At 72.2% G+C, this 25,260-nt stretch carries 18 protein-coding genes; 10 read left to right on the forward strand and 8 right to left on the reverse strand.

Translation table 11 applies throughout. From position 1 onward, the window contains the following. Nucleotides 1-9 precede the first annotated feature (9 nt). From ACZ43H_RS03265 to speB, 5 genes are read left to right on the forward strand one after another with little or no spacing between them, the layout of a single operon-like run. Nucleotides 10-3,732, forward strand: a complete 3,723-nt coding sequence (locus ACZ43H_RS03265; RefSeq protein ID WP_464590725.1) for a nitrate reductase subunit alpha — start codon at nucleotides 10-12, stop codon at nucleotides 3,730-3,732. 1 nt (nucleotide 3,733) lies between these two features. Continuing rightward, nucleotides 3,734-5,413, forward strand: a complete 1,680-nt coding sequence (gene narH / locus ACZ43H_RS03270; RefSeq protein ID WP_464587722.1) for a nitrate reductase subunit beta — start codon at nucleotides 3,734-3,736, stop codon at nucleotides 5,411-5,413. After that, nucleotides 5,410-6,108, forward strand: a complete 699-nt coding sequence (gene narJ / locus ACZ43H_RS03275) for a nitrate reductase molybdenum cofactor assembly chaperone (RefSeq protein WP_464587723.1) — start codon at nucleotides 5,410-5,412, stop codon at nucleotides 6,106-6,108. The genes narH and narJ overlap by 4 nt, the downstream gene beginning before the upstream one ends. Continuing rightward, nucleotides 6,108-6,833 carry a respiratory nitrate reductase subunit gamma gene (gene narI, locus ACZ43H_RS03280; protein WP_464587725.1) on the forward strand — a complete coding sequence of 242 codons (726 nt, stop codon included), beginning with the start codon at nucleotides 6,108-6,110 and terminating at the stop codon, nucleotides 6,831-6,833. Before narJ ends, narI begins: the two co-directional genes overlap by 1 nt. Then, entirely contained in the window at nucleotides 6,830-7,768 is a 939-nt protein-coding gene (gene speB / locus ACZ43H_RS03285; protein WP_464587726.1) for an agmatinase, read from the forward strand. Before narI ends, speB begins: the two co-directional genes overlap by 4 nt. A gap of 28 nt (nucleotides 7,769-7,796) precedes the next feature. Here the strand turns inward: speB and ACZ43H_RS03290 are convergent, their stop codons facing one another. Continuing rightward, complete coding sequence (locus ACZ43H_RS03290; protein WP_464587727.1) at nucleotides 7,797-8,165, reverse strand: cupin domain-containing protein; 369 nt, start codon at nucleotides 8,163-8,165, stop codon at nucleotides 7,797-7,799. A 158-nt stretch (nucleotides 8,166-8,323) separates the two neighbouring features. On the opposite strand from ACZ43H_RS03290, the gene cls reads away from it, so the two are divergent. Then, a complete protein-coding gene (gene cls / locus ACZ43H_RS03295) occupies nucleotides 8,324-9,775 on the forward strand; it encodes a cardiolipin synthase (RefSeq protein WP_464587729.1) in 1,452 nt (483 codons plus the stop codon). A gap of 228 nt (nucleotides 9,776-10,003) precedes the next feature. After that, nucleotides 10,004-12,139, forward strand: a complete 2,136-nt coding sequence (locus tag ACZ43H_RS03300; RefSeq protein ID WP_464587730.1) for a DEAD/DEAH box helicase — start codon at nucleotides 10,004-10,006, stop codon at nucleotides 12,137-12,139. An 18-nt stretch (nucleotides 12,140-12,157) separates the two neighbouring features. On the opposite strand, the gene ACZ43H_RS03305 is transcribed toward ACZ43H_RS03300, so the two are convergent. The 3 genes from ACZ43H_RS03305 to ppsA are packed head-to-tail and all read right to left on the reverse strand — an operon-like array spanning nucleotide 12,158 to nucleotide 16,346. Further along, the gene (locus tag ACZ43H_RS03305; protein ID WP_464587731.1) at nucleotides 12,158-13,822 is read right to left on the reverse strand and encodes a SulP family inorganic anion transporter; all 1,665 of its coding nucleotides are present in this window, start codon (nucleotides 13,820-13,822) and stop codon (nucleotides 12,158-12,160) included. A gap of 22 nt (nucleotides 13,823-13,844) precedes the next feature. Continuing rightward, entirely contained in the window at nucleotides 13,845-13,997 is a 153-nt protein-coding gene (locus tag ACZ43H_RS03310) for a hypothetical protein (protein ID WP_464587733.1), read from the reverse strand. A 42-nt stretch (nucleotides 13,998-14,039) separates the two neighbouring features. After that, the gene (gene ppsA / locus ACZ43H_RS03315) at nucleotides 14,040-16,346 is read right to left on the reverse strand and encodes a phosphoenolpyruvate synthase (RefSeq protein ID WP_464587734.1); all 2,307 of its coding nucleotides are present in this window, start codon (nucleotides 16,344-16,346) and stop codon (nucleotides 14,040-14,042) included. A gap of 349 nt (nucleotides 16,347-16,695) precedes the next feature. Between ppsA and ACZ43H_RS03320 the strand changes: the two genes are divergently transcribed. Continuing rightward, nucleotides 16,696-18,102, forward strand: coding sequence for an alkaline phosphatase (locus ACZ43H_RS03320; protein ID WP_464587736.1), 1,407 nt, complete (start codon nucleotides 16,696-16,698; stop codon nucleotides 18,100-18,102). A gap of 65 nt (nucleotides 18,103-18,167) precedes the next feature. Here the strand turns inward: ACZ43H_RS03320 and ACZ43H_RS03325 are convergent, their stop codons facing one another. Next, on the reverse strand, nucleotides 18,168-19,745 hold the full coding sequence (locus ACZ43H_RS03325) for a trypsin-like peptidase domain-containing protein (RefSeq protein WP_464587737.1): 1,578 nt from the start codon (nucleotides 19,743-19,745) through the stop codon (nucleotides 18,168-18,170). 190 nt (nucleotides 19,746-19,935) lie between these two features. Between ACZ43H_RS03325 and ACZ43H_RS03330 the strand changes: the two genes are divergently transcribed. Beyond that, on the forward strand, nucleotides 19,936-20,448 hold the full coding sequence (locus ACZ43H_RS03330) for a sigma-70 family RNA polymerase sigma factor (protein ID WP_464587738.1): 513 nt from the start codon (nucleotides 19,936-19,938) through the stop codon (nucleotides 20,446-20,448). After that, nucleotides 20,445-21,161 carry an anti-sigma factor family protein gene (locus ACZ43H_RS03335; RefSeq protein WP_464587740.1) on the forward strand — a complete coding sequence of 239 codons (717 nt, stop codon included), beginning with the start codon at nucleotides 20,445-20,447 and terminating at the stop codon, nucleotides 21,159-21,161. The genes ACZ43H_RS03330 and ACZ43H_RS03335 overlap by 4 nt, the downstream gene beginning before the upstream one ends. Before the next feature lie 7 nt (nucleotides 21,162-21,168). On the opposite strand, the gene ACZ43H_RS03340 is transcribed toward ACZ43H_RS03335, so the two are convergent. Genes ACZ43H_RS03340 through ACZ43H_RS03350 form a run of 3 tightly spaced genes read right to left on the reverse strand, consistent with a single transcriptional unit; the run spans nucleotide 21,169 to nucleotide 25,251 of the window. Further along, on the reverse strand, nucleotides 21,169-24,162 hold the full coding sequence (locus ACZ43H_RS03340; RefSeq protein WP_464587741.1) for an ABC transporter permease: 2,994 nt from the start codon (nucleotides 24,160-24,162) through the stop codon (nucleotides 21,169-21,171). Next, on the reverse strand, nucleotides 24,159-24,488 hold the full coding sequence (locus tag ACZ43H_RS03345) for an antibiotic biosynthesis monooxygenase family protein (protein WP_464587742.1): 330 nt from the start codon (nucleotides 24,486-24,488) through the stop codon (nucleotides 24,159-24,161). The genes ACZ43H_RS03340 and ACZ43H_RS03345 overlap by 4 nt, the downstream gene beginning before the upstream one ends. Then, nucleotides 24,463-25,251, reverse strand: coding sequence for an ABC transporter ATP-binding protein (locus ACZ43H_RS03350; RefSeq protein ID WP_464587744.1), 789 nt, complete (start codon nucleotides 25,249-25,251; stop codon nucleotides 24,463-24,465). The genes ACZ43H_RS03345 and ACZ43H_RS03350 overlap by 26 nt, the downstream gene beginning before the upstream one ends. Between the last annotated feature and the right edge of the window lie 9 nt (nucleotides 25,252-25,260).

The following is a 25,260-nucleotide window of genomic DNA, read 5'->3' on the forward strand; positions in this document are numbered from 1 at the left end:
GAGCCAGGGATGGACGGGGGACTGAGCGACGCTCTGGTTCGCAGCGGGCGGTACTTCACCAGGGGGACCGTCTCCGACGACCTCCGCACCCTGACCAAGGCGGGCGGCCGTCAGGCCGACGACTTCTACCGGGACCGGTGGAGCCATGACAAGGTCGTGCGCTCCACCCACGGCGTGAACTGCACCGGCTCCTGCTCCTGGAAGGTCTACGTCAAGGACGGGATCATCACGTGGGAGACCCAGCAGACCGACTACCCGTCGGTCGGGCCGGACAAGCCGGAGTACGAGCCCCGCGGCTGCCCGCGGGGCGCTGCCTTCTCCTGGTACACCTACTCGCCCACGCGGGTGCGGTATCCCTACGTCCGGGGCGTGCTGCTGCAGATGTACCGCGAGGGCAAGGCCCAGCACGACGGTGACCCGGTGAAGGCCTGGGCCCACGTCGTCGACAGCCCCGCCCGGGCGAAGCGCTACAAGGCCGCCCGCGGCAAGGGCGGACTGGTCCGCGCCAGCTGGGAGGAGGCCACCGAGATGGTGGCCGCCGCCTACGTGCACACGATCGCGAAGTGGGGACCGGACCGGGTCGCGGGCTTCTCGCCCATCCCGGCGATGTCCATGGTCTCCCACGCGTCGGGTGCCCGGTTCACCTCGATGCTCGGCGGCTCGATGCTCTCCTTCTACGACTGGTACGCCGACCTGCCGGTCGCGTCCCCGCAGGTGTTCGGCGACCAGACCGACGTGCCCGAGTCGGGTGACTGGTGGGACGCCGGCTACCTCGTCATGTGGGGGTCGAACGTCCCCGTCACCCGCACCCCCGACGCGCACTGGATGACCGAGGCGCGCTACCGCGGCCAGAAGGTCGTCGTGGTCTCGCCCGACTACGCCGACAACGTCAAGTTCGCCGACGAGTGGCTGGCGGTCGCGCCGGGCACCGACGGGGCGCTGGCGATGGCGATGGGCCACGTCGTGCTCAAGGAGTTCTTCGTCGACCGGGAGACGGCGTACTTCTCCGACTACACGCGCCGGTACACCGACCTGCCCCACCTCGTGGTGCTCGACGAGGTCTCGACAGGCTCGACCACCGAAGCCGGCTCGACCACCGAAGGCAGGACGTACCGGCCCGGCAAGTTCCTCACGGCCGCGGACCTGCCTGGCCACGAGTACCTCGAGAACGCCCACTTCAAGACCGTCGTGATGGACGAGCGGACCGACGAGCCGACGGTGCCGAACGGCTCGCTCGGCCACCGCTTCGGCGACACCGGCGCCGGCCGGTGGAACCTCGACCTCGAGGGCGTGCGCCCCAAGCTCACGCTCGGCGACACCTCGGCCGACAGCGTGCGCGTCGAGCTGCCGCGCTTCGACAGCCCCGACGGGGCACCGGACTCGCTGGTGCGGGGCGTCCCGGTGCGCCGGGTCGGCGGCCACCTGGTCACCACGGTCTTCGACCTGATGCTCGCGCAGTACGGCGTCGGCCGTCCCGGCCTGCCCGGCAGCTGGCCCAGGTCGTACGACGACGCGGACGCGCCGTACACGCCCGCCTGGCAGGAGCGGATCACCGGTGTGCCCGCAGCCGCCGCGGCCAGGATCGCGCGCGAGTTCGCGCAGAACGCCGAGGAGTCCCGCGGCCGCTCGATGATCCTGATGGGGGCTGGCACCAACCACTGGTTCCACTCCGACACGATCTACCGGGGCTTCCTCGCGCTGACCACCCTCACCGGCTGCCAGGGCGTCAACGGGGGCGGCTGGGCGCACTACGTCGGCCAGGAGAAGTGCCGACCGGTCACGGGGTGGGCGCAGCTCGCCTTCGGTCTGGACTGGAAGCGCCCGCCGCGGCAGATGATCCACACGGCGTACTGGTACCTCCACACCAACCAGTTCCGCTACGACAGCTTCGGCGCCGACGTCGTCGCCGCGAAGACCGGCACCGGCCGGTTCGCCGGGATGAGCACCGCCGACGTCATCGCGAAGAGCGCGCGGATGGGCTGGATGCCGTCGTACCCGACGTTCAACCGCAACCCGCTCGACCTCGCCGACGAGGCGGCGGCGGAGGGGACCCCGGTCGCTGAGTACGTCGTGGACCGGCTGCGGTCGGGCGACCTGCGGTTCGCCGCGGAGGACCCGGACGCTCCGGAGAACTTCCCGCGGGTGCTGGCGATCTGGCGCGCGAACCTGATCGGCTCCTCGGGCAAGGGCAACGAGTACTTCCTCAAGCACCTGCTGGGGACCGACCACTCGCTGCGTGCCACCGAGGTCGGCGAGGGGCAGCGGCCGCAGGAGGTCGAGTGGCGCGAGGACGCGCCCGAGGGGAAGCTCGACCTGCTGCTGACGCTCGACTTCCGCCAGACCAGCACCACGATCTTCTCCGACGTCGTGCTGCCCGCCGCGACCTGGTACGAGAAGCACGACCTCAACACCACCGACATGCACCCGTTCGTGCACTCCTTCAACCCCGCGATCTCCCCGCCCTGGCAGACGCGCACGGACTGGGACGCCTTCCAGACCATCGCCACGAAGTTCTCCGAGCTCGCCGCCGGGCGCCTGGACACCCGCCGGGACGTGGTCGCGGTGCCGCTGCTGCACGACACCCCCGACGCGATGGCCAACCCGCACGGCGTCGTGCGGGACTGGAAGCACGGTGAGTGCGAGCCGGTCCCGGGCGTGACGATGCCGAAGATCGTCGAGGTCGAGCGCGACTACACCGCGATCGGCGCCCAGATGCAGGCGCTCGGCCCGCTGATGGAGAAGCTCGGCACCACCACCAAGGGCATCACCTACGACGTGACCGCGTCGGTGGAGTACCTGCTGCACAAGAACGGCGCGGTCCGCGGCGGTCCCGCCGACGGGCGGCCCTCGCTGGTGCGCGACGTCCACGCCTGCGAGGCGATCCTCGCGCTGTCCGGCACCACCAACGGGCACCTCGCCACGCAGGGCTTCAAGACCCTGGAGAAGCGGACCGGACACCTGCTGCACGACCTCGCGGCCGAGCACGAGGGCAAGCAGATCACCTTCGCCGACACCGTCGCGGCACCGGTCCCGGTGATCACCTCGCCGGAGTGGTCGGGCTCGGAGACCGGCGGCCGGCGCTACTCGCCGTTCACGATCAACGTGGAGCGGCTCAAGCCCTGGCACACGCTCACCGGCCGGCAGCACTTCTACCTCGACCACGACTGGATGAGCGAGATCGGGGAGGGGTTGCCGGTCTACCGGCCACCCCTGAACATGGGCGCGCTGTTCAGCGAGCCGGCGATCGGCTCGCTGGGCGAGGCCGGGGGAGAGCGGACGGTGACGGTGCGCTACCTGACCCCCCACAACAAGTGGTCGATCCACTCGGAGTACCAGGACAACCTCTTCATGCTCTCGCTCTCGCGGGGCGGCCAGACGATCTGGATGAGCGACAAGGACGCCGCCAAGGTCGGGGTGGAGGACAACGACTGGATCGAGGCGGTCAACCGCAACGGCGTGGTCGTGGCGCGGGCGATCGTCTCCCACCGGATGCCCGAGGGCACGGTTTACATGCACCACGCCCAGGACCGGCTGATCGACGTACCCCTCGCCGAGACGTCCGGGAAGCGCGGCGGCATCCACAACTCGCTGACGCGGATCCTGGTCAAGCCCAGCCACGTCATCGGCGGCTACGCCCAGCTCTCCTTCGCGTTCAACTACCTCGGACCGACCGGCAACCAGCGCGACGAGGTGACGGTCATCCGTCGCCGCTCGCAGGACGTGGAGTACTGACATGCGCGTGATGGCCCAGATGGCGATGGTGATGAACCTCGACAAGTGCATCGGCTGCCACACCTGCTCGGTCACCTGCAAGCAGGCGTGGACCAACCGGACCGGCACCGAGTACGTCTGGTTCAACAACGTCGAGACCCGGCCCGGCCAGGGCTACCCGCGCAGGTACGAGGACCAGGAGGAGTGGAAGGGCGGCTGGGAGCTGAACCAGCGCGGCCGGCTCAAGCTCCGGGCAGGTGGCCGGCTGAAGAAGCTGGCCACGATCTTCTCCAACCCGAAGCTGCCCTCGATCCAGGACTACTACGAGCCCTGGACCTACGACTACGCCACGCTCACCGACGCCCCCGCCCAGGAGCACACGCCGGTGGCCCGCCCGAAGTCGCTGATCACCGGCAAGGACATGAAGATCTCCTGGTCCTCGAACTGGGACGACGACCTCGGCGGCTCGGCGGCCACGCAGCAGCACGACCCGATGCTGAAGAACATCGCCGACAAGGTGAAGTTCGAGTTCGAGCAGACGTTCATGTTCTACCTGCCCCGCATCTGCGAGCACTGCCTCAACCCGTCGTGCGCGGCCTCCTGCCCCAGTGGTGCGATCTACAAGCGCTCCGAGGACGGCATCGTGCTGGTCGACCAGGACCGCTGCCGGGGCTGGCGGATGTGCGTCTCGGGCTGCCCCTACAAGAAGGTCTACTTCAACCACCGCACCGGCAAGGCCGAGAAGTGCACGTTCTGCTTCCCGCGCATCGAGGTCGGGCTGCCGACGGTCTGCTCGGAGACCTGCGTCGGGCGGCTGCGCTACATCGGCCTGGTCCTGTACGACGCCGACAAGGTGCTCGCGGCCGCCGCCACCCCCGACGAGCACGGCCTCTACGAGGCCCAGCGCGAGGTCTTCCTCGACCCGAACGACCCTGCGGTGGTCCGGGCCGCCGAGGAGGCGGGCATCCCGCGCGACTGGGTGCTGGCCGCGCAGCGCTCGCCGATCCACGCTTTGATCAACACCTACGAGGTGGCGCTTCCGCTCCATCCGGAGTACCGCACCATGCCGATGGTCTGGTACATTCCGCCGCTCTCGCCGGTCGTCGACGTGGTCAGGGAGACCGGCCACGACGCCGAGGACCGGGGCAACCTGTTCGCGGCGATCGACGCCCTGCGGATCCCCGTCGAGTACCTCGCCGAGCTGTTCACGGCCGGCGACGTCGCACCCGTGGAGGGGGTGCTGAAGAAGCTCGCCGCGATGCGCTCCTACATGCGCGACATCAACATGGGCCGCGAGCCGGACGCCTCGATCCCGGCCTCGGTCGGCATGAGCGAGGAGCACATGTACGACATGTACCGGCTCCTCGCCCTCGCGAAGTACGACGAGCGCTACGTCATCCCGCCGGCCCACGCCGAGCAGGCCCACTCCCTTGAGGAGCTGGCGACCGAGTGCTCGGTCAGCGAGTACGGCGGCGGGAACCCAGAGATGTTCGGCGAGGGGTCGGGCGGCCTGACACCGCTCGCGGTCGAGAACTTCCGGATGCTCCAGGACCGCCAGACCGCCGACACCCTGGCCGCGCCCGACGACAAGCGAGCGCGGGTGAACCTGCTGAACTGGGACGGCAAGGGATCTCCACCGGGGCTCTTCCCGCCGAAGCAGGAGCCGGACCGCGAGCCCACGCACGGAGAGGGTGGACGGTGAGCCGCCGCCCAGGACTCACCCCCGACCAGCTCACGGTCGCCTGGCAGTCCGCCTCCCTGCTGCTCGACTACCCGGACCGGGCGCTGCTCGACCGGCTCGAGCTCGTGCACCGGGCCTCCCGGGAGCTCCCCGACCACGTGGGCGAGCCGCTGCGGGCGAGCGTCGTACGCCTGGGCGGGACCCCCCTGGAGGAGCTGGAGGCGGACTACGTCGAGACGTTCGACAGCCGTCGGCGGCACAGCCTGTTCCTGACCTACTTCGCGCACGGCGACACCCGCAAGCGCGGGATGGCGCTGCTGCGGTTCAAGCAGGCCTACCTCGCGTCCGGCGCCGTCCTCGACGAGGCCGGGGGAGAACTCCCCGACCACCTCTGCGTCGTCCTCGAGTACGCCGCCATCGTCGACCGCGAGCAGGGCCGGCGATTGCTTCTCGACCACCGTGCCGGGCTCGAGCTGCTCCGGATCGCGCTGGCCGACTCGGGCTCGCGGTGGGCCGGGGCCGTCGAGGCGGTGACCGCCACCCTGCCCCCGCTGGTGGGCGACGAGGTCGCGGCGATCCGCCGGCTGGCGGCCGAGGGCCCGCCAGAGGAGGAGGTCGGCCTCACGCCGTACGCCACCCCCGGCTTCGACCCGGGCCCGGCGGTGCCGGACGGTCCGACGCCGCTGCCGATGCCGTCCTTCCCAGGAGCTCGCTGATGGACACCTTCCTGTGGGTGATCGTGCCCTACCTGTGCCTGACGACGTTCGTGGTCGGCCACGTCTGGCGCTACCGCTACGACAAGTTCGGCTGGACCACGCGCTCCTCGCAGCTCTACGAGGACCGGCTGCTCCGGCTCGGCTCGCCGCTGTTCCACTTCGGGATGCTGGGCGTCGTGGGCGGCCACGTCATCGGCCTGCTGGTGCCGCAGTCGTGGACCGACGCCGTGGGCATCAGCCACGAGGCCTACCACGTGGTCGCGGTCGCGGGCGGCCTCCTCGCCGGGGTGATGGCCGTGGTGGGCATGGCCATCCTGATCTACCGGCGCCGCACCGTCGGCCCGGTCTTCTCCGCGACGACGGCCATGGACAAGGTGATGTACGCCTTCCTGGCGGTGGTCATCGTCCTCGGCATGTGGAACACCGTGGCGGGCTCGATCATGACCCTCGGAGGTGAGTACAACTACCGCGAGGGTGTCTCGGTCTGGTACCGCTCGTTCCTCGCCTTCCAGCCCGACGCCGGGCTGATGGCAGACGCCCCGCTGGGCTTCCAGCTGCACGCGCTGGTGGCCTTCGGGCTCTTCGCGCTGTGGCCCTTCACCCGGCTGGTGCACGTCTTCAGCGCCCCGCTCGGCTACCTCACGCGGCCCTACATCGTCTACCGAAGCCGGGACGTGCAGCTGGGCAGCCACCGCCCCCGCCGCGGCTGGGACCGGGTCTCGTGAGCGACCCGGTCGGGCCGGTCGACGCGACCCGGGTGCCCCGCTACGCCGGCGAGGGCACCTTCGCCCGGCTGCCGCGACTCGCGGACGTGGACGACGCGGACACCGTGGTCTGGGGCGTCCCGTTCGACAGCGGCGTGAGCTACCGCCCGGGCGCCCGCTTCGGGCCCCAGCACGTCCGGCAGAGCTCCCGCCTGCTGCGCCCCTACAACCCCGCGCAGGACCTCGAGCCCTTCGCCCGGGCGCAGGTCGCGGACGGCGGGGACGTGGGCGTCAACCCGTTCTCGATCGACGAGGCGATCGGGTCCGTCGAGGCTGCCGCCCGCCAGCTGTCGGGCACCTCCCGCTCGCTGCTCACGCTCGGCGGGGACCACACGATCGCGCTGCCGCTGCTGCGGGTGCAGCACGAGCGGCACGGCCCCCTCGCCGTGCTGCACTTCGACGCGCACCTCGACACCTGGGACACCTACTTCGGCGCGCCGTACACCCACGGCACGCCGTTCCGCCGCGCGGCCGAGGAGGGCCTGGTCGACTTCGACCACTCCCTGCACGTCGGGATCCGGGGGCCGCTCTACGGACGGCTGGACCTCGACGAGAGCGAGGCGCTCGGGTTCGCCGCGATGGCCTGCCGCGACTTCGTGCGGCACCCGATCGACGACCTGGTGGACCGGATGCGCGACCGGCTGGGGGACCGGCCGGTCTACGTGTCCCTCGACATCGACGTGCTCGACCCGGCGTTCGCCCCCGGCACGGGGACGCCCGAGGCGGGTGGCCTCAGCAGCGCTCAGCTGCTCGAGATGCTGCGCGGCCTGACCGGGCTGCGCGTCGTGGGTGCCGACATCGTCGAGGTCGCGCCGGCGTACGACCACGCGGAGATCACGGGGATCGCCGCCGCCCACGTGGCCTACGAGCTGCTGGGCGTGCTGCCGGGCCGCTGAAGGACCAGCTGGGGGACCAGCTGGGGGATCAGCTGGGTCGGGCGTACGCCGCGACGCCGGTGTCGTACATGACGCAGGCCTCGTCGCTGGTGGTCCAGGCGTCGTGACCCGGCTCGATCACGACGACGTCACCGGGGCCGACCGACATCTCGGCGCCGTCGTCGTACCGCACGGTCATCCGCCCGGAGACGCAGATCCCGGTGTGCCGGGTCCGGCAGCTGTCGGTGCCGGCGATCGGCTTGACGTCCTCCGACCAGCGCCAGCCCGGCTCGAAGACACCGCGGCCGAGGGTGAAGTCACCGAGAGTCACCACGTCCATGTGTCCGTGGTCCTTGAAGGGACGGGTCTCGTCCGGGGTGTCGATGCTGCAGCTGGTGCGTGCGTCGGTCGTGGTCATGTGCTCCTCCTGTGGACGCCCCCGATTGCAGCCAGAGGAGCACTGCCGCCGGGCGGCCGACAGAGTCGAAAGCCCCGCCTCGCGGGTGGTCCGGACCGGGCGCCCTCACCCACAACGGGTGATGCGTCCGGTGGACCTGTCGCGGAAGTGTTCGACAGGTGATCACCGCCGTCCTCACCACCCTGGCCTCGGTGGTGGTGCTGGTCGCGATCCTCGGCGTGGTGTTCGCGCTGCTGACCGACGACCGCGATCCGACCGTCGTGCTGGCCTGGCTGTTCGTGATCCTGCTGGTGCCGATCCTCGGCGTCGTCGCCTACTTCTTCGTCGGGCGCAACCTCCGTCGCGAGACCCGCGTGCGCGCCGAGCACGACCGCAGCGCCCATGCCGTGGTCGACCGCGAGCTCGCGCCCGTGCTCACGGCGGCGAGCGGCTTCTCCGACGCCACGGTGCGCTCGCTCGAGGGTGCGCCCGGACAGCGCCTGGAGTCCGCCGGCCGGCGCGAGGGCGGGACCGTCCCGCTGCCGGCCGACGAGGTACGCCTCTACTTCGCGGGCGCGGACAAGTTCCGCGACCTGCTGGCCGACCTGCGCACGGCCCGCGAGCGCATCGACCTGATGTACCTGATCTGGGAGCGGGACGAGCTCACCGCCGAGGTGACCGGGATCCTGATGGACCGTCTGGCAGCCGGCGTGCAGGTGCACATCCTCTACGACTGGCTGAGCTCGCTGCCCTACAAGAAGAGCGAGCTGAAGGCGCTCGCCGCGGCCGGCGCCACGGTCGTGCCCTGCTACAAGAAGCCCCGCCAGCTGAACTACCGCAACCACATGAAGATGGCGATCATCGACCTGGCGGTCGTGTACTCCGGCGGCATGAACATGGGCCAGGAGTACATCGACGGCGGGCCCCGCTTCGACGTCTGGCGCGACACCCACTTCCGGATGACCGGCCCCGTCGTGGCGCCGTACCTCCAGCTCTTCGCCGCGACCTGGCAGCTCAACGGCCGCGACGAGGACCTGTACGCCGGCTACCCGGAGCCGCCCGCCCCTCACGTCGTCGGTCTGGGTGTGCCCGTGCAGGTGCTCCACTCGAGCGTCTCCACGCCGTTCTCCACGATCCGCGACGTGTTCATGGTCGGGCTGACGACCGCGCGCAGCCGGGTGTGGATCCAGTCGCCGTACTTCGTCCCGGACGAGCCGCTGCTGACCGCGATGTGCGTGGCCGCGTCCAGCGGCGTCGACGTGCGACTGATGATGACCGGGCACCCGGACAAGAAGCTGCCGTTCAACGCGGCGCACGCTTACTTCCCGACCGTGCTCGCGGCGGGCGTGCGCGTGTTCATGTACGACGCCGGGTTCCTGCACTCCAAGACGGTCACCGTCGACGAGGAGGTCACGATCATCGGGACCTGCAACTGGGACATCCGCAGCCTGATCCTGCACGACGAGGTCGTCGCGGTCTTCTACGACGAGGAGATCTCCCGGACCTGCGCCGCGCAGTACGAGCAGGACCTCACCCACTGCTCCGAGTTCACCCTCGCCGACCTGGCCGCTCTGGGGCGGTGGGCGCGGCTGCGCAACTCGCTGTGCCGCCTCACCTCGCGGCTCCTCTGACCCGACGCGCTACCATGGTCGTGACCGGCCGTCGTCTGACGGTCGTGGACCTCACCTCGTGGCGGGCCGTCGGCCCGGCACACGTCTCTCGCAGACTCGGGGTCCGAGTCGCGTCGCGCAGTGGCTGCTTGGCCCGGGCCCAGCTCGACGTACCGTTGTTCGCCCCGACGGGGCGGCCGTGAGCGGGTGCTCGCGGACGACCGTGCGGGGCTCTCCAGAGGAGGGTTCTTGGCTCGACGAGGCCAGCGCCAGTCGGGTGCTCGCCGTGGCACCGCGTCCACCCAGCGTCGTGGACGCAACGTCGACAACGACGGCATCATCCCGGTCCTCGCGCGCGCCGTGCGCGAGGTCGAGACGGCCGTCGAGCGCGGGCAGATCCGGCCCTCGGTGCGCACGAAGTTCCAGGTCGTGGCCATGCTGGTGCGCGAGGAGCGCGCCCGGGTCAAGGCCGACCAGACCGTGAACGACACCCAGCGGGCCGGGCAGCTCAAGCGGCTCGACGGGGTCGCCACCATCCTCGCCAAGACCGCGGCCAGGGAGCCCTCGCTCTTCACGCTGCTCGCCGAGGACGCGGTCATGTCCGACTCCGCGAAGGACCTGCGCCGCGAGATGCTCGAGGCCGCCGGGCTGGAGGCGCCCGCCGAGGAAGCAGCCCCCGAGGAGCCGGCCGCCCCGGCCCCCGGCACCGAGCGCCGGGTGGTGCCCCAGTCGGTGATCTCGCGCCAGCTCGCCAACCCGTTCCTCGTCCCCGACTTCTCCGCCGCCCAGCAGAGCGCGAGCCGTCCGCGTCGCCTCGCCACCTGGGAGCTGCTCGGCCCGCTCTTCCGGTCCTTCGAGTACGCCGGCAAGGGCGCCTCGTCCTGCATGACGCTGCCCGAGCCCTCGTCGGTCCGGCTGCCCGGCGACCTCGAGCTGATGCCGCACCAGGCGCAGGTCGTGGCCGCCGCGGCCACCGGCCACCGCACGTTCCTGCTCGCCGACGAGCCCGGCCTGGGCAAGACCGCCCAGGCCCTGCTGGCCGCCCAGGCAGCGGACGCCTACCCGCTGCTCGTCGTCGTCCCGAACGTCGTCAAGACCAACTGGGCGCGCGAGGTCGGCATCTGGACCCCGAACCGCACCGCCACCGTGATCCACGGCGACGGCGAGACGATCGACGGCTTCGCCGACATCGTGGTGGTCAACTACGAGGTCCTCGACCGGCACGTCGGCTGGATCGCCACCCACGGGTTCCGCGGGATGGTCGTCGACGAGGCGCACTTCATCAAGAACAAGTCCTCGCAGCGCTCTCAGCACGTCCTCCAGCTCTCGGAGCGGATCCGGTCGCGCACCGTCCGGCCGCTGCTGATGGCCCTCACCGGCACCCCGCTCATCAACGACATCGAGGACTTCCGGGCGATCTGGCAGTTCCTCGGCTGGATCGACGAGAAGAAGCCGCTCGGCGAGCTGATGGACCGGCTCGAGGACACCGGCCTGACGCCGGCCGACCCGGCGTTCTACCCCGTCGCCCGCAACTGCGTGGTCGACATGGGCATCGTGCGGCGTCGCAAGGTCGACGTGGCCGCCGACATCCCGGCCCGCCGGGTCGCCGACCTCCCGGTGGAGCTCGACGACGAGATGGGCCGCTCGATCCGGGAGGCCGAGCGGGAGCTGGCCCGTCGCCTGGTCCAGCGCTACGAGACCGCGCTCGAGACCCGGACCTCCGGTCGCGTCGTGGAGGGCATCGACCACGAGCTGGTGCGCCGGGTGGCCACGTGGGAGCGGGAGGACACCACCTCCGAGACCGGCGAGAACGTCTTCGGGATGATGCGCCGGATCGGTCAGGCCAAGGCCGGGCTCGCCGCCGACTACGCGGCCCAGCTCGCCCGCAGCGTCGGCAAGGTCGTCTTCTTCGCCAAGCACGTCGACGTGATGGACGCGGCCGAGGAGCTCTTCGCCAAGCGGGGGATCCGCTACTCCTCGATCCGCGGCGACCAGACCCCGAAGGTGCGGCAGAAGAGCATCGACGCGTTCGTCAACGACCCCGAGGTCAGCGTCGTGGTCTGCTCGCTGACCGCCGCCGGTGTCGGCCTCAACCTGCAGGTCGCCTCCGACCTGGTGCTCGCCGAGCTCTCCTGGACCGACGCGGAGCAGACCCAGGCCATCGACCGGGTGCACCGCATCGGCCAGGACCAGCCGGTCACGGCCTGGCGCATCATCGCGGCGCAGACGATCGACACCAAGATCGCCGAGCTGATCGACAGCAAGGCCGGGCTGGCTGCCCGCGCCCTCGACGGCGCCGGCGAGGACGTCGCGTCCTCGGTCGACGTCCAGCTCGAGGCGCTGGTGGCGCTGCTGACGGACGCGCTGGAGGCTGCCGCGGAGTGACCGGCCGGGCGCCGTCCCTCACGAGGGCCCGGCGCCCGGGTGGTCCTCGCACCACGCCTCGTACGCCGCCACGGCGGTCGGCAGCGTGGGGAACAGGTGGTCCTCGCCGATCCGCTCGAGGATGCCGGTGGGCGCCAGCTCGTCGCGCAGGTCCATCTTGAGCCGCACCAGCCCGAAGACCACGCCGTGCCCGGTGAGCTCGCGCCGCAGCTTCTCCAGCGCATCCGCGGCGGTCACGTCCACCTCCACGATGGCCTCGGTGTTCAGCACGAACCACCGCACGGGGTCGGGGGAGCCGGCGACCGCAGCCAGGGCGCGGGCGTGGAAGTCCTCGGCGTTGGCGAAGAACAGCGGGGAGTCGTAGCGGTAGATCATCAGCCCGGGCACCGGATGCGCGTGGGCGTAGTCCGCGATGTCGTGCATGCCGGGGATGCCGGGCACGAACCCCTCGACGGCGTCGTGGGGCCGCGCCACCCGTCGCATCAGGTCGAGGACCGACAGCCCGACCGCCACGAGGATGCCGGTGAGCACCCCGACCACGAGGACGGCGGCGGTGGTCCCGAGGGCCAGCAGCAGCTCGCTCCGCCGGAAGTGCCCCAGCCGGCTGAACTCCGCGCGGTCGACCAGCCGGACCGCGGCGTACACGACGACCGCACCGAGCGCGGCGGTCGGGAACGACTCCAGCACCGGGCGCAGGGTGAGCACGGCGACGACGGTCGCGACGACGGTGACCAGCCCCGCGAGCTGGCTGCGGCCGCCCGCGGCGTCGATGATCGCGGTCCGGCTGCCGCTGCTGCTGACCGGGAACCCGTGCATCAGCCCGGAGCCCACGTTCGCCGCGCCCAGGGCGAGCAGCTCCCGCCGTGCGTCGATCCGGTGCTCGCGGCGATGGGCGAAGGCGCGACCCGTGAGGATGTTGTCGGTGTAGCCGACGAACGCGACGCCGAGGGCAGCCGGCACCAGGGACAGCACGTCGTCGAGCGACACGTGGGGGAGGCCCGGTGCCGGCAGACCGGCGGGGACCGATCCGATGACCTCCACGCCCTGCGCCTGCAGGTCGAGCAGGGCCACCGCGGCCGACGCGGCCAGCATCCCGAGCAGGGCCACGGGGGCGCGCGGGCGGACCGCGCCGAGCAGGAGCATGCCGGCCAGGGTCACCAGCCCGACGGCGAGCGTGGCGCCCTCGACCTCGTCGAGGTGGCGTGCCACGTAGGCCAGCTCGGGCAGGAAGCCCTGCGCGTCGACCGAGATGCCGGTGAAGTTGCCGAGCTGGGAGGCGACCATGATCACCGCGATGCCGGCCATGTAGCCGACGAGGACCGGCCGGGACAGCAGCTCGGAGAGGAACGACAGGCGACCCACCCACCCGATGACGCACACTGCGGCCACCACCAGGGCGAGGGCGGCCGCGAACTCGGCGTACCGGTCGCCGGCCAGGCCCGCCACCGAGCCGAGCGCGGCCGCCGTCATCAGCGCGGTCGTCGACTCGGGTCCCACCGAGAGCTGCGGTGAGCTGCCGACCAGCAGGTAGGCCAGCAGCGAGCCGACGGCGGCCGAGAGGCCCACGGCCGCGGGGACGCCGGCCACCTCGGCGTACGCCATCACCTGGGGGATGAGGTACGCCGTGACGGTCACGCCGGCGAGGACGTCGCCGCGCAGCAGCTCCCTGCGGTAGCCCGGCACCCAGGCCAGGACCGGTGGCTGCCTAGGCGCGTCGGCCGATCTCCTCCTCGACGGCCCTCGCGAGGTCCGCGACCAGCCGTGAGTGCCAGTGCGCGTGGGCGGCCAGGTCAGCCACCAGCGCATGGCAGTCGGGGCAGACCACGCCTGAGGAGCTCGTCTCGTTCGTCTGTGCCACGGCACCACACCTCCTGGGTTGATTCCACATCCATCGGCGCGCTCATCCGCGCGCGTGGTCGAGCAGCATCCGGCGCTCGGCGCGCGCGATGACCGTGCGGGTCCGGTCGACGGCGTCGGGGTTCACCGACACCGACGTGATGCCCTGGCGGACCAGGAACTCCGCGAACTCCGGTCGGTTCGACGGCGCCTGCCCGCACAGTGACGAGGTGATGCCGGCGTCGGCGGCCGCCCGGATGATCCGGGAGATCGCGTCCAGCACCGCCGCGTCGGACTCGTCGAACAGCTCGGCGCAGATCTCGGAGTCCCGGTCGACGCCGAGCATCAGCTGGGTCAGGTCGTTGGAGCCGATCGAGACCCCGTCGATGCCCATCGCGGCGTACTCCGGGATCCGGTAGGCGACCGACGGCACCTCGGCCATCACCCAGCGGTGCATCCCGCGCTGGCGGCCGAGCGGGTGCGCCTCGACCGCCTCCAGGCAGGCCTCGAGCTCCCAGCGGGTGCGCACGAACGGGATCATCAGGTGCAGGTTCGGCGTCTCCTCGCGCACCCGCGCCAGCACGTCGAGGTCGAGGGCGAAGATCTCGGGGTCGCGGATGTAGCGGTAGCAGCCGCGGTAGCCGATCATCGGGTTCGCCTCGAGCGGCTCGAACTCCTCGCCGCCCACGAGCCCGCGGAACTCGTTGGTGCGGAAGTCCACCGCCCGGTAGACGACCGGGCGCGGGGCGAAGGCCCGGGTGATCCGCAGCACCGAGTCGGCCATCCGCTGCACGAACTCCTCGCGCCGGCCGGTGGCCAGCAGGTGCTTGGGGTGTTCGCCGGCCAGGGCGTCGGTGATCATGAACTCGGCGCGCAGCAGGCCCACCCCGTCGACAGGCAGGGCCGCGACCTCCTCCGCGTGCTCGGCGATCGCGAGGTTGGCGTAGAGCAGGGTCCCCGTCGTCTCGGTGGCGCGCACGGGTGCTCCCGGGGCGGCCACGCCCACGACGCCCTGCGTCGTGCCGGCGGGGGCAGCGGTGACGGCGCCGGCCCGGACCACCCCGCGGGTGCCGTCCACCGTCACGATCTCGCCGTCGCGCAGGACGGTCGTCGCCGTCCGCGTCGCGACCACGGTCGGCAGGTGCAGCTCACGTCCGACGATGGCGGCGTGACAGGTGACCCCGCCGCCGTCGGTCACCAGGGCGCAGGCGCGGCGCATCATCGGCACCCAGTCTGGGCTGGTCATGCTGGCGACGAGCACGTCCCCGGCCTGCAGCCGGTCGCCGTCCGCGGTGCTGCGCAGGATCCGCACCGGCCCGGACACCAGGCCGGGAGCGGCGGCCAGCCCGTTCAGCAGCAGGTCACCGGCACCCTCCTCCGGAGTCGGCGCGCCCGCGGCGGCGACCTCCGACAGCGTGGTGATCGGACGCGACTGGACGATCCAGAGCCGGTCGCCCTGCCGGGCGAACTCGACGTCCTGGGGGCTCCCGTAGTGCCGCTCGATGTCGAGGGCCAGCCCGGCGAGGCCGTGCAGCACGTCCTCGTCGAGAACCCACCGGGACCGGTCCTCGGCGGGCACCTCGAGGCGCCGGTCGTGGCCGTCGGGTCCGCGGACGATGCGCGCCGCCTTGGTGCCCAGGTGGGCGCGTACGACGGCGCCCGTGTTCTTGGAGAGCACGTAGGTGTCGGGCTCGACCTGCCCGCCGACCACCACCTCGCCGAGGCCGTACGCCGCCTCGACCATGATGCTGTCGCGGTCGCCGGTCGAGGGGTCCACGGTGAACATCACGCCGGAGCTGTCGGAGTCGACCATCGCCTGGACGACGACCGCGATCGCCGGCTCCTCGGCCAGCTCCTGGGCGGCCCGGTAGGCGACGACGCGGGGGCTCCACAGCGAGGCCCAGCAGTCGACGACCCGGACCAGGAGCTCCTCGCCGCCGTGCACGTTGGTGAAGGTCTCGTTCATGCCCGCGAAGGAGGTCGAGGCGGAGTCCTCGGCGGTCGCCGAGGACCGGACCGCCACCCGGGGCTCGTCGCCGAGCCGGGCGTACGCCTCCAGCACCGCCCTGCGCAGGTCGTCGGGCACGCCCGCCGCGTGCACGAGCGCCCGCAGGTCGGCCGTCGCCCGCGCGAGGTCCTCGGGCGAGTCCACGTCCGCCGCCGCCACCCTCTCGCGCAGCGCCTCGCGGACGCCGCCGATCTGCATGGCCTGCAGGTAGGCGTCGGCGGTGATGACGAAGCCGGGCGGGACCGGCAGCCCGGCACCGGCCAGCTCGCCGAGGTTGGCGCCCTTGCCGCCGACCCGGGGGACGTCGGCCCTGCCGATCTCGCCGAACCAGGCCACCAGGTCGGTCGTGGGCAGGTCCGTCACGGGTGCCACCGTCGAGGGGGGCGCGCTCTCCACCATGGCTCCAGCCTCCGGTGGGTGCTCGGGGCGGCCTAGGGTCGTTCGTCACCGTGGGAGCGCCGATGGTTGCGGGTGGCGGCCGGCTCGGGCGGGCCGCCGGGACCTCGGCCGCACCCGCCCCGACCTTCGGCCCTGCCGGCGGGGTGCGCGCACCGTTCAGGATGGGAGCACGGGGCTCGCGTCGGTCTCACCACGGTGGCGCACCACTCGGGGAGCACGCGCCCGGCCGACCCGGCCGGCGGGCCCGCAGCTCGTTCCCCCTGACGGGCCGACGCACGCGCCAGCGGCGCCGGTCACGAACGGTGTGAGAACGATGAGACGAGCAACCCTGACCATCGCGGCCACGACCACCGCGGGGCTCCTGGCCGCCGCTTCCGTGGCCGGTCCGCACGCCGCGGGCGCCGGGCCCGCCGACGCTCGCAGACCGCTGGCCCGCAACGTGATCGTGCTGGTCGACGACGGGGCGGGCTACAACCACCACGAGGCGGGCAGCCTCTACGACAAGGGCCTGCGGCACGGCGAGGCGTACGACGGCTTCCCGTTCCGGTTCGCGGTGTCGACGTACTCGTTCGGTGACGTCGCGCAGGGCCAGTGCCCGGAGCAGACCGTCGGCTACGACCCGCAGCAGGCCTGGTCCGACTTCGCCTATGTCGAGCACGATCCCACCGACTCGGCGGCGGCCGCGACCGCGATGGCGACCGGGGTGAAGACCTACGACTCGGCGATCGGGGTGGACTGCCAGGGCACGCCGCAGCAGAACGTGTCCGAGGTCGCCGAGAAGCTCGGGAAGGCCACCGGTGTGGTGACCAGCGTGCCGTTCAGCCACGCGACCCCGGCCGGGTTCGTGGCGCACGACACGGCCCGTGACGACTTCGACGGCATCGGGCACCAGATGATCCAGCAGGCGGCGACCGACGTCGTCATGGGGGCTGGGCACCCGCTGTTCACCCGGAAGGGAGCGCCCGCGAAGAACCCCGGGTACGAATTCATCGCCCAGCCGGACTGGGAGGCGCTGGCGGCCGGCACGGCCGGTGCCGACGCCGACGGCGACCAGACCCCCGACCCCTGGACCCTGGTGCAGACGCCTGCGGAGTTCCGGGCCCTGATGACCGGGCCGACGCCGAAGCGGGTGTTCGGCATGGCACAGGTGCGCCGGAGCCTGCAGGTGGACCGGGGCGGCGACGCGCAGGCCGACCCCTACGTCGTGCCCCGGCTGGACACGGTGCCGACCCTGCCCGAGATGGCGACCGGCGCGCTCAACGTCCTCGACGACGACCCGGACGGGTTCTTCGTGATGATCGAGGGCGGCGCGACCGACCTCGCATCGCACGACAACCTGAAGGGCCGGATGATCGAGGAGGAGATCTCCTTCGACCGGACCGTCGACGCCGCGCTCGCGTGGGTGGACCAGAACAGCAACTGGGGCGAGACGATGGTCGTCGTGGTGTCGGACCACGAGACCGGCTACCTGACCGGTCCGGGCTCCGGCCCGACCCCGGCCGGCCCGGTCTGGACACCGCTGGTCGACAACGGTGCGGGCGCGGTCCCGGGCATGCAGTTCAACCTGGTCGCGCACACCAACAGCCTCGTGCCCGTGTTCGCCAAGGGCGACGCGGCCCGGCTGCTGCGGGGGCACGCCGACCAGCAGGACCCGGTGCGCGGCCGCTACCTCGACAACACCGAGCTGCACCAGGTGCTGGTCGACGCCATCACCCCCTGACCGTGGCCGAGGGCCTGCCGACCGGTCCGGTCGGCAGGCCCTCGAGGGCGGGGGCGGGGTGGGCGTCACGCGTGGCGCGCTCCGCACGATCCGCAGAAGTGGTCACCGGCGTCCACCGGGTGGCCGCACGCCGAGCAGTACGCCGCAGCGGTGGCCGTCGCGGTGGTGGCCGTCGCCGTGGCGACGCCGCCGGGGGCGGGTGCACCGGCCGGTGCAGGCGCGGGGGCGAACCCGGTCGGGGCCGGCCGCGGTGCGGCCTCCGGGACCCACGCCGGGGCCTGGGTCGCTGTCGGGGTCGCAGCCGGGGCGGCGGCCTGCGCGGCGGCGGGCGCCGCAGTGACCGGGGCAGCGGGAGCGGCCGGACCGGCCGGCGTACCGGCTACGGTGACCGCGGCCCGGCGACGCAGGCGTCGCACCAGGAGCATCAGCGCGGCGAGCCCTCCGACGATCGCGGCCACCACACCGGCGGCGACCCCCGCCCAGAGCGCCCAGCCGGTCGAGCCGGAGTCCTCGGCCGGGGCGGGCAGGTCCTTGGCCTTGGCCAGGTAGGACTCGGCCAGGCCGTTGGCCGGCTGGTCCTCCAGCACCTGCTCGAGGTCGGTCACCGCGGTGTCGCGGTCGCCCTGGAAGTAGGCGCGGATCCCGTCGCGGTAGGTCCGGGTGGTCTCCGAGACGGTGTTGTCGACACCGGCGCTGTCGAGCAGCTCCTTGATCCGCTCCGCCGGGACGGCGTAGTTGAACGGCTCACCGACGAAGTGCGAGCTGTTCACGCCGATCACGCGGCCTTCCGAGTCGACGGTGGGGCCGCCGGACATGCCGCCCGACAGCTCGGCGGACAGCTGGAAGACCGAGAGCAGGCCGTGCGCCACGGTCTTGATGGAGCTGACGTTGCCGGAGTCGAAGGTCGGGGTCAGGTCGGGGTCGGTGAAGGAGTCGATGACCGCGGGGTAGCCGATGGCCACGACGCCCGAGTTGATCTCGACGTCGGAGGTGTCGGCCAGCTCGATGGCGTTCAGGTCGGTCTCGTCGACCTTCAGCAGCGCCCCGTCGCCCTCGTCGAACTGCTGGAAGGCCAGCACCCGGGCGGGCTTCTGCTTCTGCACCTTCACCCCCGAGACGGAGGCGCCCCAGGAGACGCCGACCTGGCGCTGGACCTGGTTGTGGAGCACCTGGTTGCCGTCGCCGAGGATGTCGACCCGGTAGTCACCGATTACGGAGTCGACGGTGAGCGCCGAACCGTAGTCGTAGTAGTTCTTGAGTGCCCACTGGGCGGCCTGGCGGCGGATCGCGTCCTTGCCGCCGTCGGGGTCGACGCAGTGGCCGGCCGTGGCGACGTACCCGTCGGGGTTCACCACGAAGCCCGTGCACTGCATGGTGACCGTGAACGGTTTGTCCTGGAGGTACTGCCGGTTGTAGCGGTCGTAGACGTAGCCGGACCAGGTGACGGTCTCGTAGACGACCGACGGCTGCACCAGCGGCGCGACCTGGGTCGGGGTCTCGGTCGAGGGGGTCGCGGTGCTCGGCGTGTAGGGGCCGTCGGCGAGGGCCGGGCCGGCCACGCCCACCGAGGCGGTGGCGACCGCGGCGAGGGCGGCGGCGGTGACGGCGGCGCGGCGGGCGAGGGAGGTGCTGGTGGTGTTCATCGGGGGTGTCTCCTGTGGGGGGTCTGGCCGGGTGGCCGGTTCTTGACCTGACCCTGCGCCGACCCGCTTGGAGGTGGCTTGCCCCTCACTTGATGCGGACCTGAGGCGCCGACCTGCGCCGCTGTGAACCGGATCGGGCGCAGACTGAACCAGCCGGGCACGTACGCCGTGTCTGGTGCAGGAGGTCCGAATGGTCGGCAACCAGGCCGCGCTGATGCAGCAGCTGCACGACGAGCACGCAGCCGCGCTGTGGAGCTACTGCGTGCGCCTGACCGGCCAGGACCGGGCCCGGGCCGAGGACGTCGTGCAGGAGACGCTGCTGCGGGCCTGGCGCCACTTCCCAAACCTCGACGAGAGCCACGGCTCGGTGCGGGCCTGGCTGTTCACGGTGGCCCGCAACATCGTGATCGACGACTGGCGCACCAAGCGGTCGCGCTCCGAGCTCGCGGTCGCCGACGTGCCCGAGGCCGTCGACCCGGTCGACCACACCGACCAGCTGCTGCTGTCCTGGATGGTCGCCGAGGCGCTCACCAGGCTCTCGCCCGAGCACCGTGCGGTGCTCCTGGAGTGCTACTACCGCGGCCTCCCGGTCGCCGAGGCCGCACGCCGGCTCGGCATCCCCGAGGGCACGGTGAAGTCCCGCACGCACTACGCCCTGCGCGCGTTGCGGCTGGTCCTCGAGGAGATGGGGGTGGGGGCATGAGCTGCGAGTTCTCCCGGCTCGACGGCGCCTACGTGCTGGGCGCCCTGTCGCCGGCCGAGCGGCGCTCGTTCGAGGAGCACCTGCCGGGCTGCCCGTCCTGCTCGCGCGCGGTCCAGGAGATCGCCGGGATCCCGGGACTGCTCGCCCGGGTGGGACCGGGGGTCCTCGAGGAGGACCCCGACGAGCCACCGCTGCCGGACACGCTGCTGCCGCGGCTGCTCGGCGAGGTGCGGCGGGTGGACCGACGGCGTACGGCGCTGACGGCCGGCCTGGCCGCGGCCGCGGCGGTCGTGGTCACGGTGGGCGCCGGGCTCGCCCTGGGGATCCCCGGGAGCGGCGGTCCGGACCGCGCCCCCTCCGCCTCGGTGTCCACGAGCGTGCCCGCCGGGCGACCGATGACCCCGGTGGCGGCCGACGCCGGCATGCAGGCGAGCGTGGCGCTGGCCCCGGTGCCGTGGGGCACCCGCCTGGACCTGACCTGCAGCTACGCGGTGGGCCCCGCCGCCGGCTACCACGACGAGCCGGCAGGCAAGGCGACGTACGCGCTGGTGGTGCACACCCGGGACGGCCGCACCGAGCAGGTCGCGACGTGGCGCTCCCTGCCCGGGAAGAGCATGCAGCTCACGGCCGCGACGTCCGCGTCGCAGGCGGAGATCGCGTCGGTGGAGGTGCGGACGGGGAACGGCGAGCCGGTGCTGCGGCTGACGACGTGAGCGGCGCTCACTCGTAGCGCAGCGCGGTCGCCGGGTAGGTGCGGGACGCGCGCACGCTCGGCAGCCAGGTGGTGAGCACCGAGCAGACCACGACGGTGCCGAGGATGACCGCGAGCGCGATCCAGGGCGGCTGGAGCTGCAGGTTCTGGTAGCCCGGCTGGTCGGCGGAGTCCTGGACCACGTTGAAGGCGACCCAGAGCCCGAGCACGCTGCCGACGACCACGCCGATCAGCGTCACGAGCAGCGCCTCGACCAGGAAGCTCATCTGGACCATCCGTGCCTGGAAGCCGATCGCCCTGAGCACCCCGATCTGCTGACGCCGCTCGACCACGGCACGGGCGCTGATCACGCCCAGCGCGGCGACCCCGATCACGAGGCCCAAGCCGAGGAAGCCGAGGATGAGGTACTGGAAGGTGAGCGAGGCCGACACGGCGTCGTGGAGGGCGTCGCGCTGGGCGGTCGCCTGCATCCCGTTGTCGAGGAACGCCGCCTCGAGCGCGTCGGCCTCGGTCGTGGGGTCGACGCCGTCGCGCACCCGGAAGTACCACACCGTCGGGGTGGCGGCGGCTCCCAGCGGCGCGAGGGTCCGCTGGGCGGTGGAGATGCCGAGCATGGCGAACGGCACGTTGTCGGCCAGCACCCCGATCACCCGCAGACGCAGGGTCCTCCCGCTCTGGGTGTCACGCACCTCGACCGGCACCGGGTTGAAGCCCTGGTCCTCCAGGTAGAAACCGTGCAGGCGGAAGTCCGAGACGACGCCGGTGCCCCAGTTGGCCCGTCGCGGGACGGAGTACGCGTCCACGACCGCCAGCCGCGGGTGGGCGGCCAGCGCGTCCCAGACGGCTCGGTCCGACCCGTAGCCGGCGGCGCGGGTCGCGAACCCGTAGGTGTTCTCGTGCAGGAAGCTCGCGTCGAGCCCCCGCACGACGTACCCGGCGTAGTCCGCGTCCCCGGCCTGGCGGGCGTCCACGGGGACGTAGGACTGGGCGGCCCACCCCGTGACGTCCTCCGGGTTGATGCCCGGGGCGGCGGCCAGGGCGGAGTGCATGTCCCGGATCGGGCTCAGGGGAGAGGTCTGCGCGGTGATGTCGTAGCCGCCGCCGAAGGTCTCCTCGTCGTCGAGGGCGGAGAGGAAGGACGCCGAGGTCGCCGCGCCGGTGACCAGCGTGAAGACGACGAGCGTGAACAGACCGATCGTCGCGCCGGTGCGGAACCGGTTGCGCAGCGGGCTCGCGATCGCGGTCTTCACCACCGGGACGGCGTGCCGGGAGCCGCCGACCACCCACATCAGGCTGTTGAGCATCGGGCGGAGGTTGTAGACGATGACCCAGGTGGCCCCCGCCACCAGCAGCAGCCCGACCAGCACGAACACGTCGAACCCCATCTGCAGGTCCGGGACGATCGCCTTGTAGACGCTGAAGGGCAGCAGGTTCCAGGCCAGCACGCCGGTGCCGGTCACGGTGTAGGCCAGACGCTCGCTGCCGCCGAGCGACCGGATCGCCGGGACCAGGGCCACCAGCACGAGGGAGCCGCCGACGAGCAGGCTGACGGCGCTCCTCGAGGACCACGCGGAGACGATCAGGGCGGTCCCGGCCGCCGCCAGCCCGGCCGCCAGCAGCCAGCCGTAGCGCCGGCGCCGCCGTCGCGGCGGCTGCGGCAGGTTCCGCACGGCGGCCACGATGTTGAGGTGGCTCACCCGCCAGGCGGCGACGGTCACCACCGCGAGGGTGAGCAGCGCGCCGAGAGAGAAGGCCACCACGAGGCTGGTCCACGTCAGCCCGTAGCGGATCGTGACGATCCCCGACTCCGCCAGCGCCCCAGCGATGAGGCGCACCATCACCACCGAGAGCGCGAGGCCCAGGAACGCCCCGATCGCGGCGGCCAGCACGTCGTAGGCCGCCCCCTCGAACAGGAACATCTGCACCAGGTGGCGGCGCTGCGTGCCGATGGCGCGCGCCGTGCCCATCTCCCCGCGCCGCTCGGCGGCGAGCATCACGAAGACGAGGAAGATGAGCAGGATCCCGGCCGAGATCGTGAAGGTCCCGAAGGTCGAGAAGAGCGAGAGGTACGTCGCCCCCTGCTGGTCGGCCTGGTCGAGGCCGTCCTGCTTGACGGGGTCCACCCGCAGGCCGAGGTCGGCGGTCGTCTGCTCGAGCCCGTCGGTGACCTCGGTGGTGGCCGCGGCGCCACCGGTCGCGTCGCCGTCGTTGGAGACGAGGACGTGCTGGACCCGATCGCCGACGCCGAGCAACCGTTGTGCCTGGGCCAGCTGCATGACCAACGCGCCCCGGTCCGTCCCGGTGCCGTCGTACCGGACCACGCCCCGGACCGTGAGTGGCACCTGACGGTTGCGGACGAACACGACGAGGCCGTCGCCCTCGTGGGCGTCGAGCGCGTCGGCCGCCTCGGCGTCGAGGTAGACCTCGCCGTCCGGGAGGTCGGCCAGGTCGACGGCGTCGCCCGACGTCGTGGTGACCTGCCCGAAGCCCGACATCGAGGCCGGGTCGGTGGCGAAGAGCACGAGGCGGGGCTCGTTGGTCCGGCTGGTGGTGTCCTGGACCGCGACGGGCTCGCTGATCCCCGGGGCTGCGCCGTCGACCGAGGGCAGCCGGCGGGCCGCCGCGACGACGGTGTCGGCCTCGGCGGCGGTGAGGTAGCGGGCCGCGCCGGCCTCCCCGAGGGTGGCGATGTCGGGCTCGTCGCCGGACCGGGCCGACACGGTCTCGTCGGTCTGCCCCAGGGTGGTGATGACCGACGTGCGGACGGTGTTGGCCATGATGTCGCCGAACCCGAGGGCCGAGCCGATGGTCATCGTCCCGAGCATCAGCCCGCCCACGATGATCGCGCTGCGCCCCCGACGGCGGGTGAGGTTCCGCACGCCGAGCTTGAGCAGGACGGTGTGCCGGGCGGCGAGCGCTGCGACCGTGGCGAGTGTGAGGACGACGAGGACCCCGAGCACCACGGCGAGCGCGCCGACCGGCGCGCCGAACAGCTCGCTCATGGTCCGGGCGCCGGGATCCCGGCCCTCGGCAGCTCGACCAGCCTCACCTCGTAGCGACCGCGACCGGGGGGCGACTTGAAGATCGTCGCGAACTTCTCGATCACCCCGGCGTAGAAGCCGGTCGGGGAGGCGTCCTCCGCCGCCTCGAGGCTGTCCCAGAACGTGATGATCGTGCCGGTGCCCTCCGGGTTCGCGAGGACGAGCACGCCGGCGTAGCCGGGCTGCCGACGCAGGTCGGGGACCACCTCGGACTCGTAGACCTCGACCGCGGTGTCGGTGTCGATGCGCAGCGTGTCGATCTCAAGCTGGGTGACTCGTGCGTACATCCGCGGACTCCATCCGTTGTTCGTCGACGACTGCGCCGTCGAGCATGCGCAGGATCCGGTCGGTGCGCCGGCCCACGGCGATGTCGTGGGTGACGATCAGGAACGACAGCCCACGCTCGAGGTTCAGGCGCCGCATCAGCGTCGTGACGCTCTCCGCGGTCTCGCTGTCGAGGTCGCCGGTCGGCTCGTCGGCCCAGACGATGGCGGGGTCGTTGACCAGGGCGCGCGCGATGGTGACGCGTTGGCGCTCGCCGCCCGACATCTCCTCGGGGACGTGGCCGGCCCGGTCCGCGAGGCCGACCAGCTCGAGCGCGTCGAGCGCCCGCACCCGTGCCTCCCGCACCGGGTGCCCGGCGAGCAGCAGCGCCATCTCGACGTTCTCGACCGCCGACAGCACCGGCATCAGGTTGTAGAACTGGAAGACGAAGCCCATCCGCTCGGCGCGGTAGCGCGTGCGCGCCCGGTCGGAGAGGGCCGAGAGGCTGACTCCCTCGATCAGCACCTCGCCGCCGTCGATGTCGTCGATGCCGGAGAGGCAGTTGAGCAGCGTCGTCTTGCCACAGCCGCTGGGACCCATCACCGCGACCATCTCGCCGCGCCGGAGCGACAGGTCGATGCCGTTGAGCGCGGACACCTGCACCTGGCCGGTGTCGTAGGTCTTGCGCACCGCCGTCGCCCGGACGATCACGTCGAGGTCGGACCGGGGATCCCCGGCCCGAGGCTCGTCGGTGGGCGGTGCCGGCAGCCGGTGCAGTCGGCGCATCGGAGTCCC

The organism is Nocardioides sp. DN36, assembly GCF_055380375.1.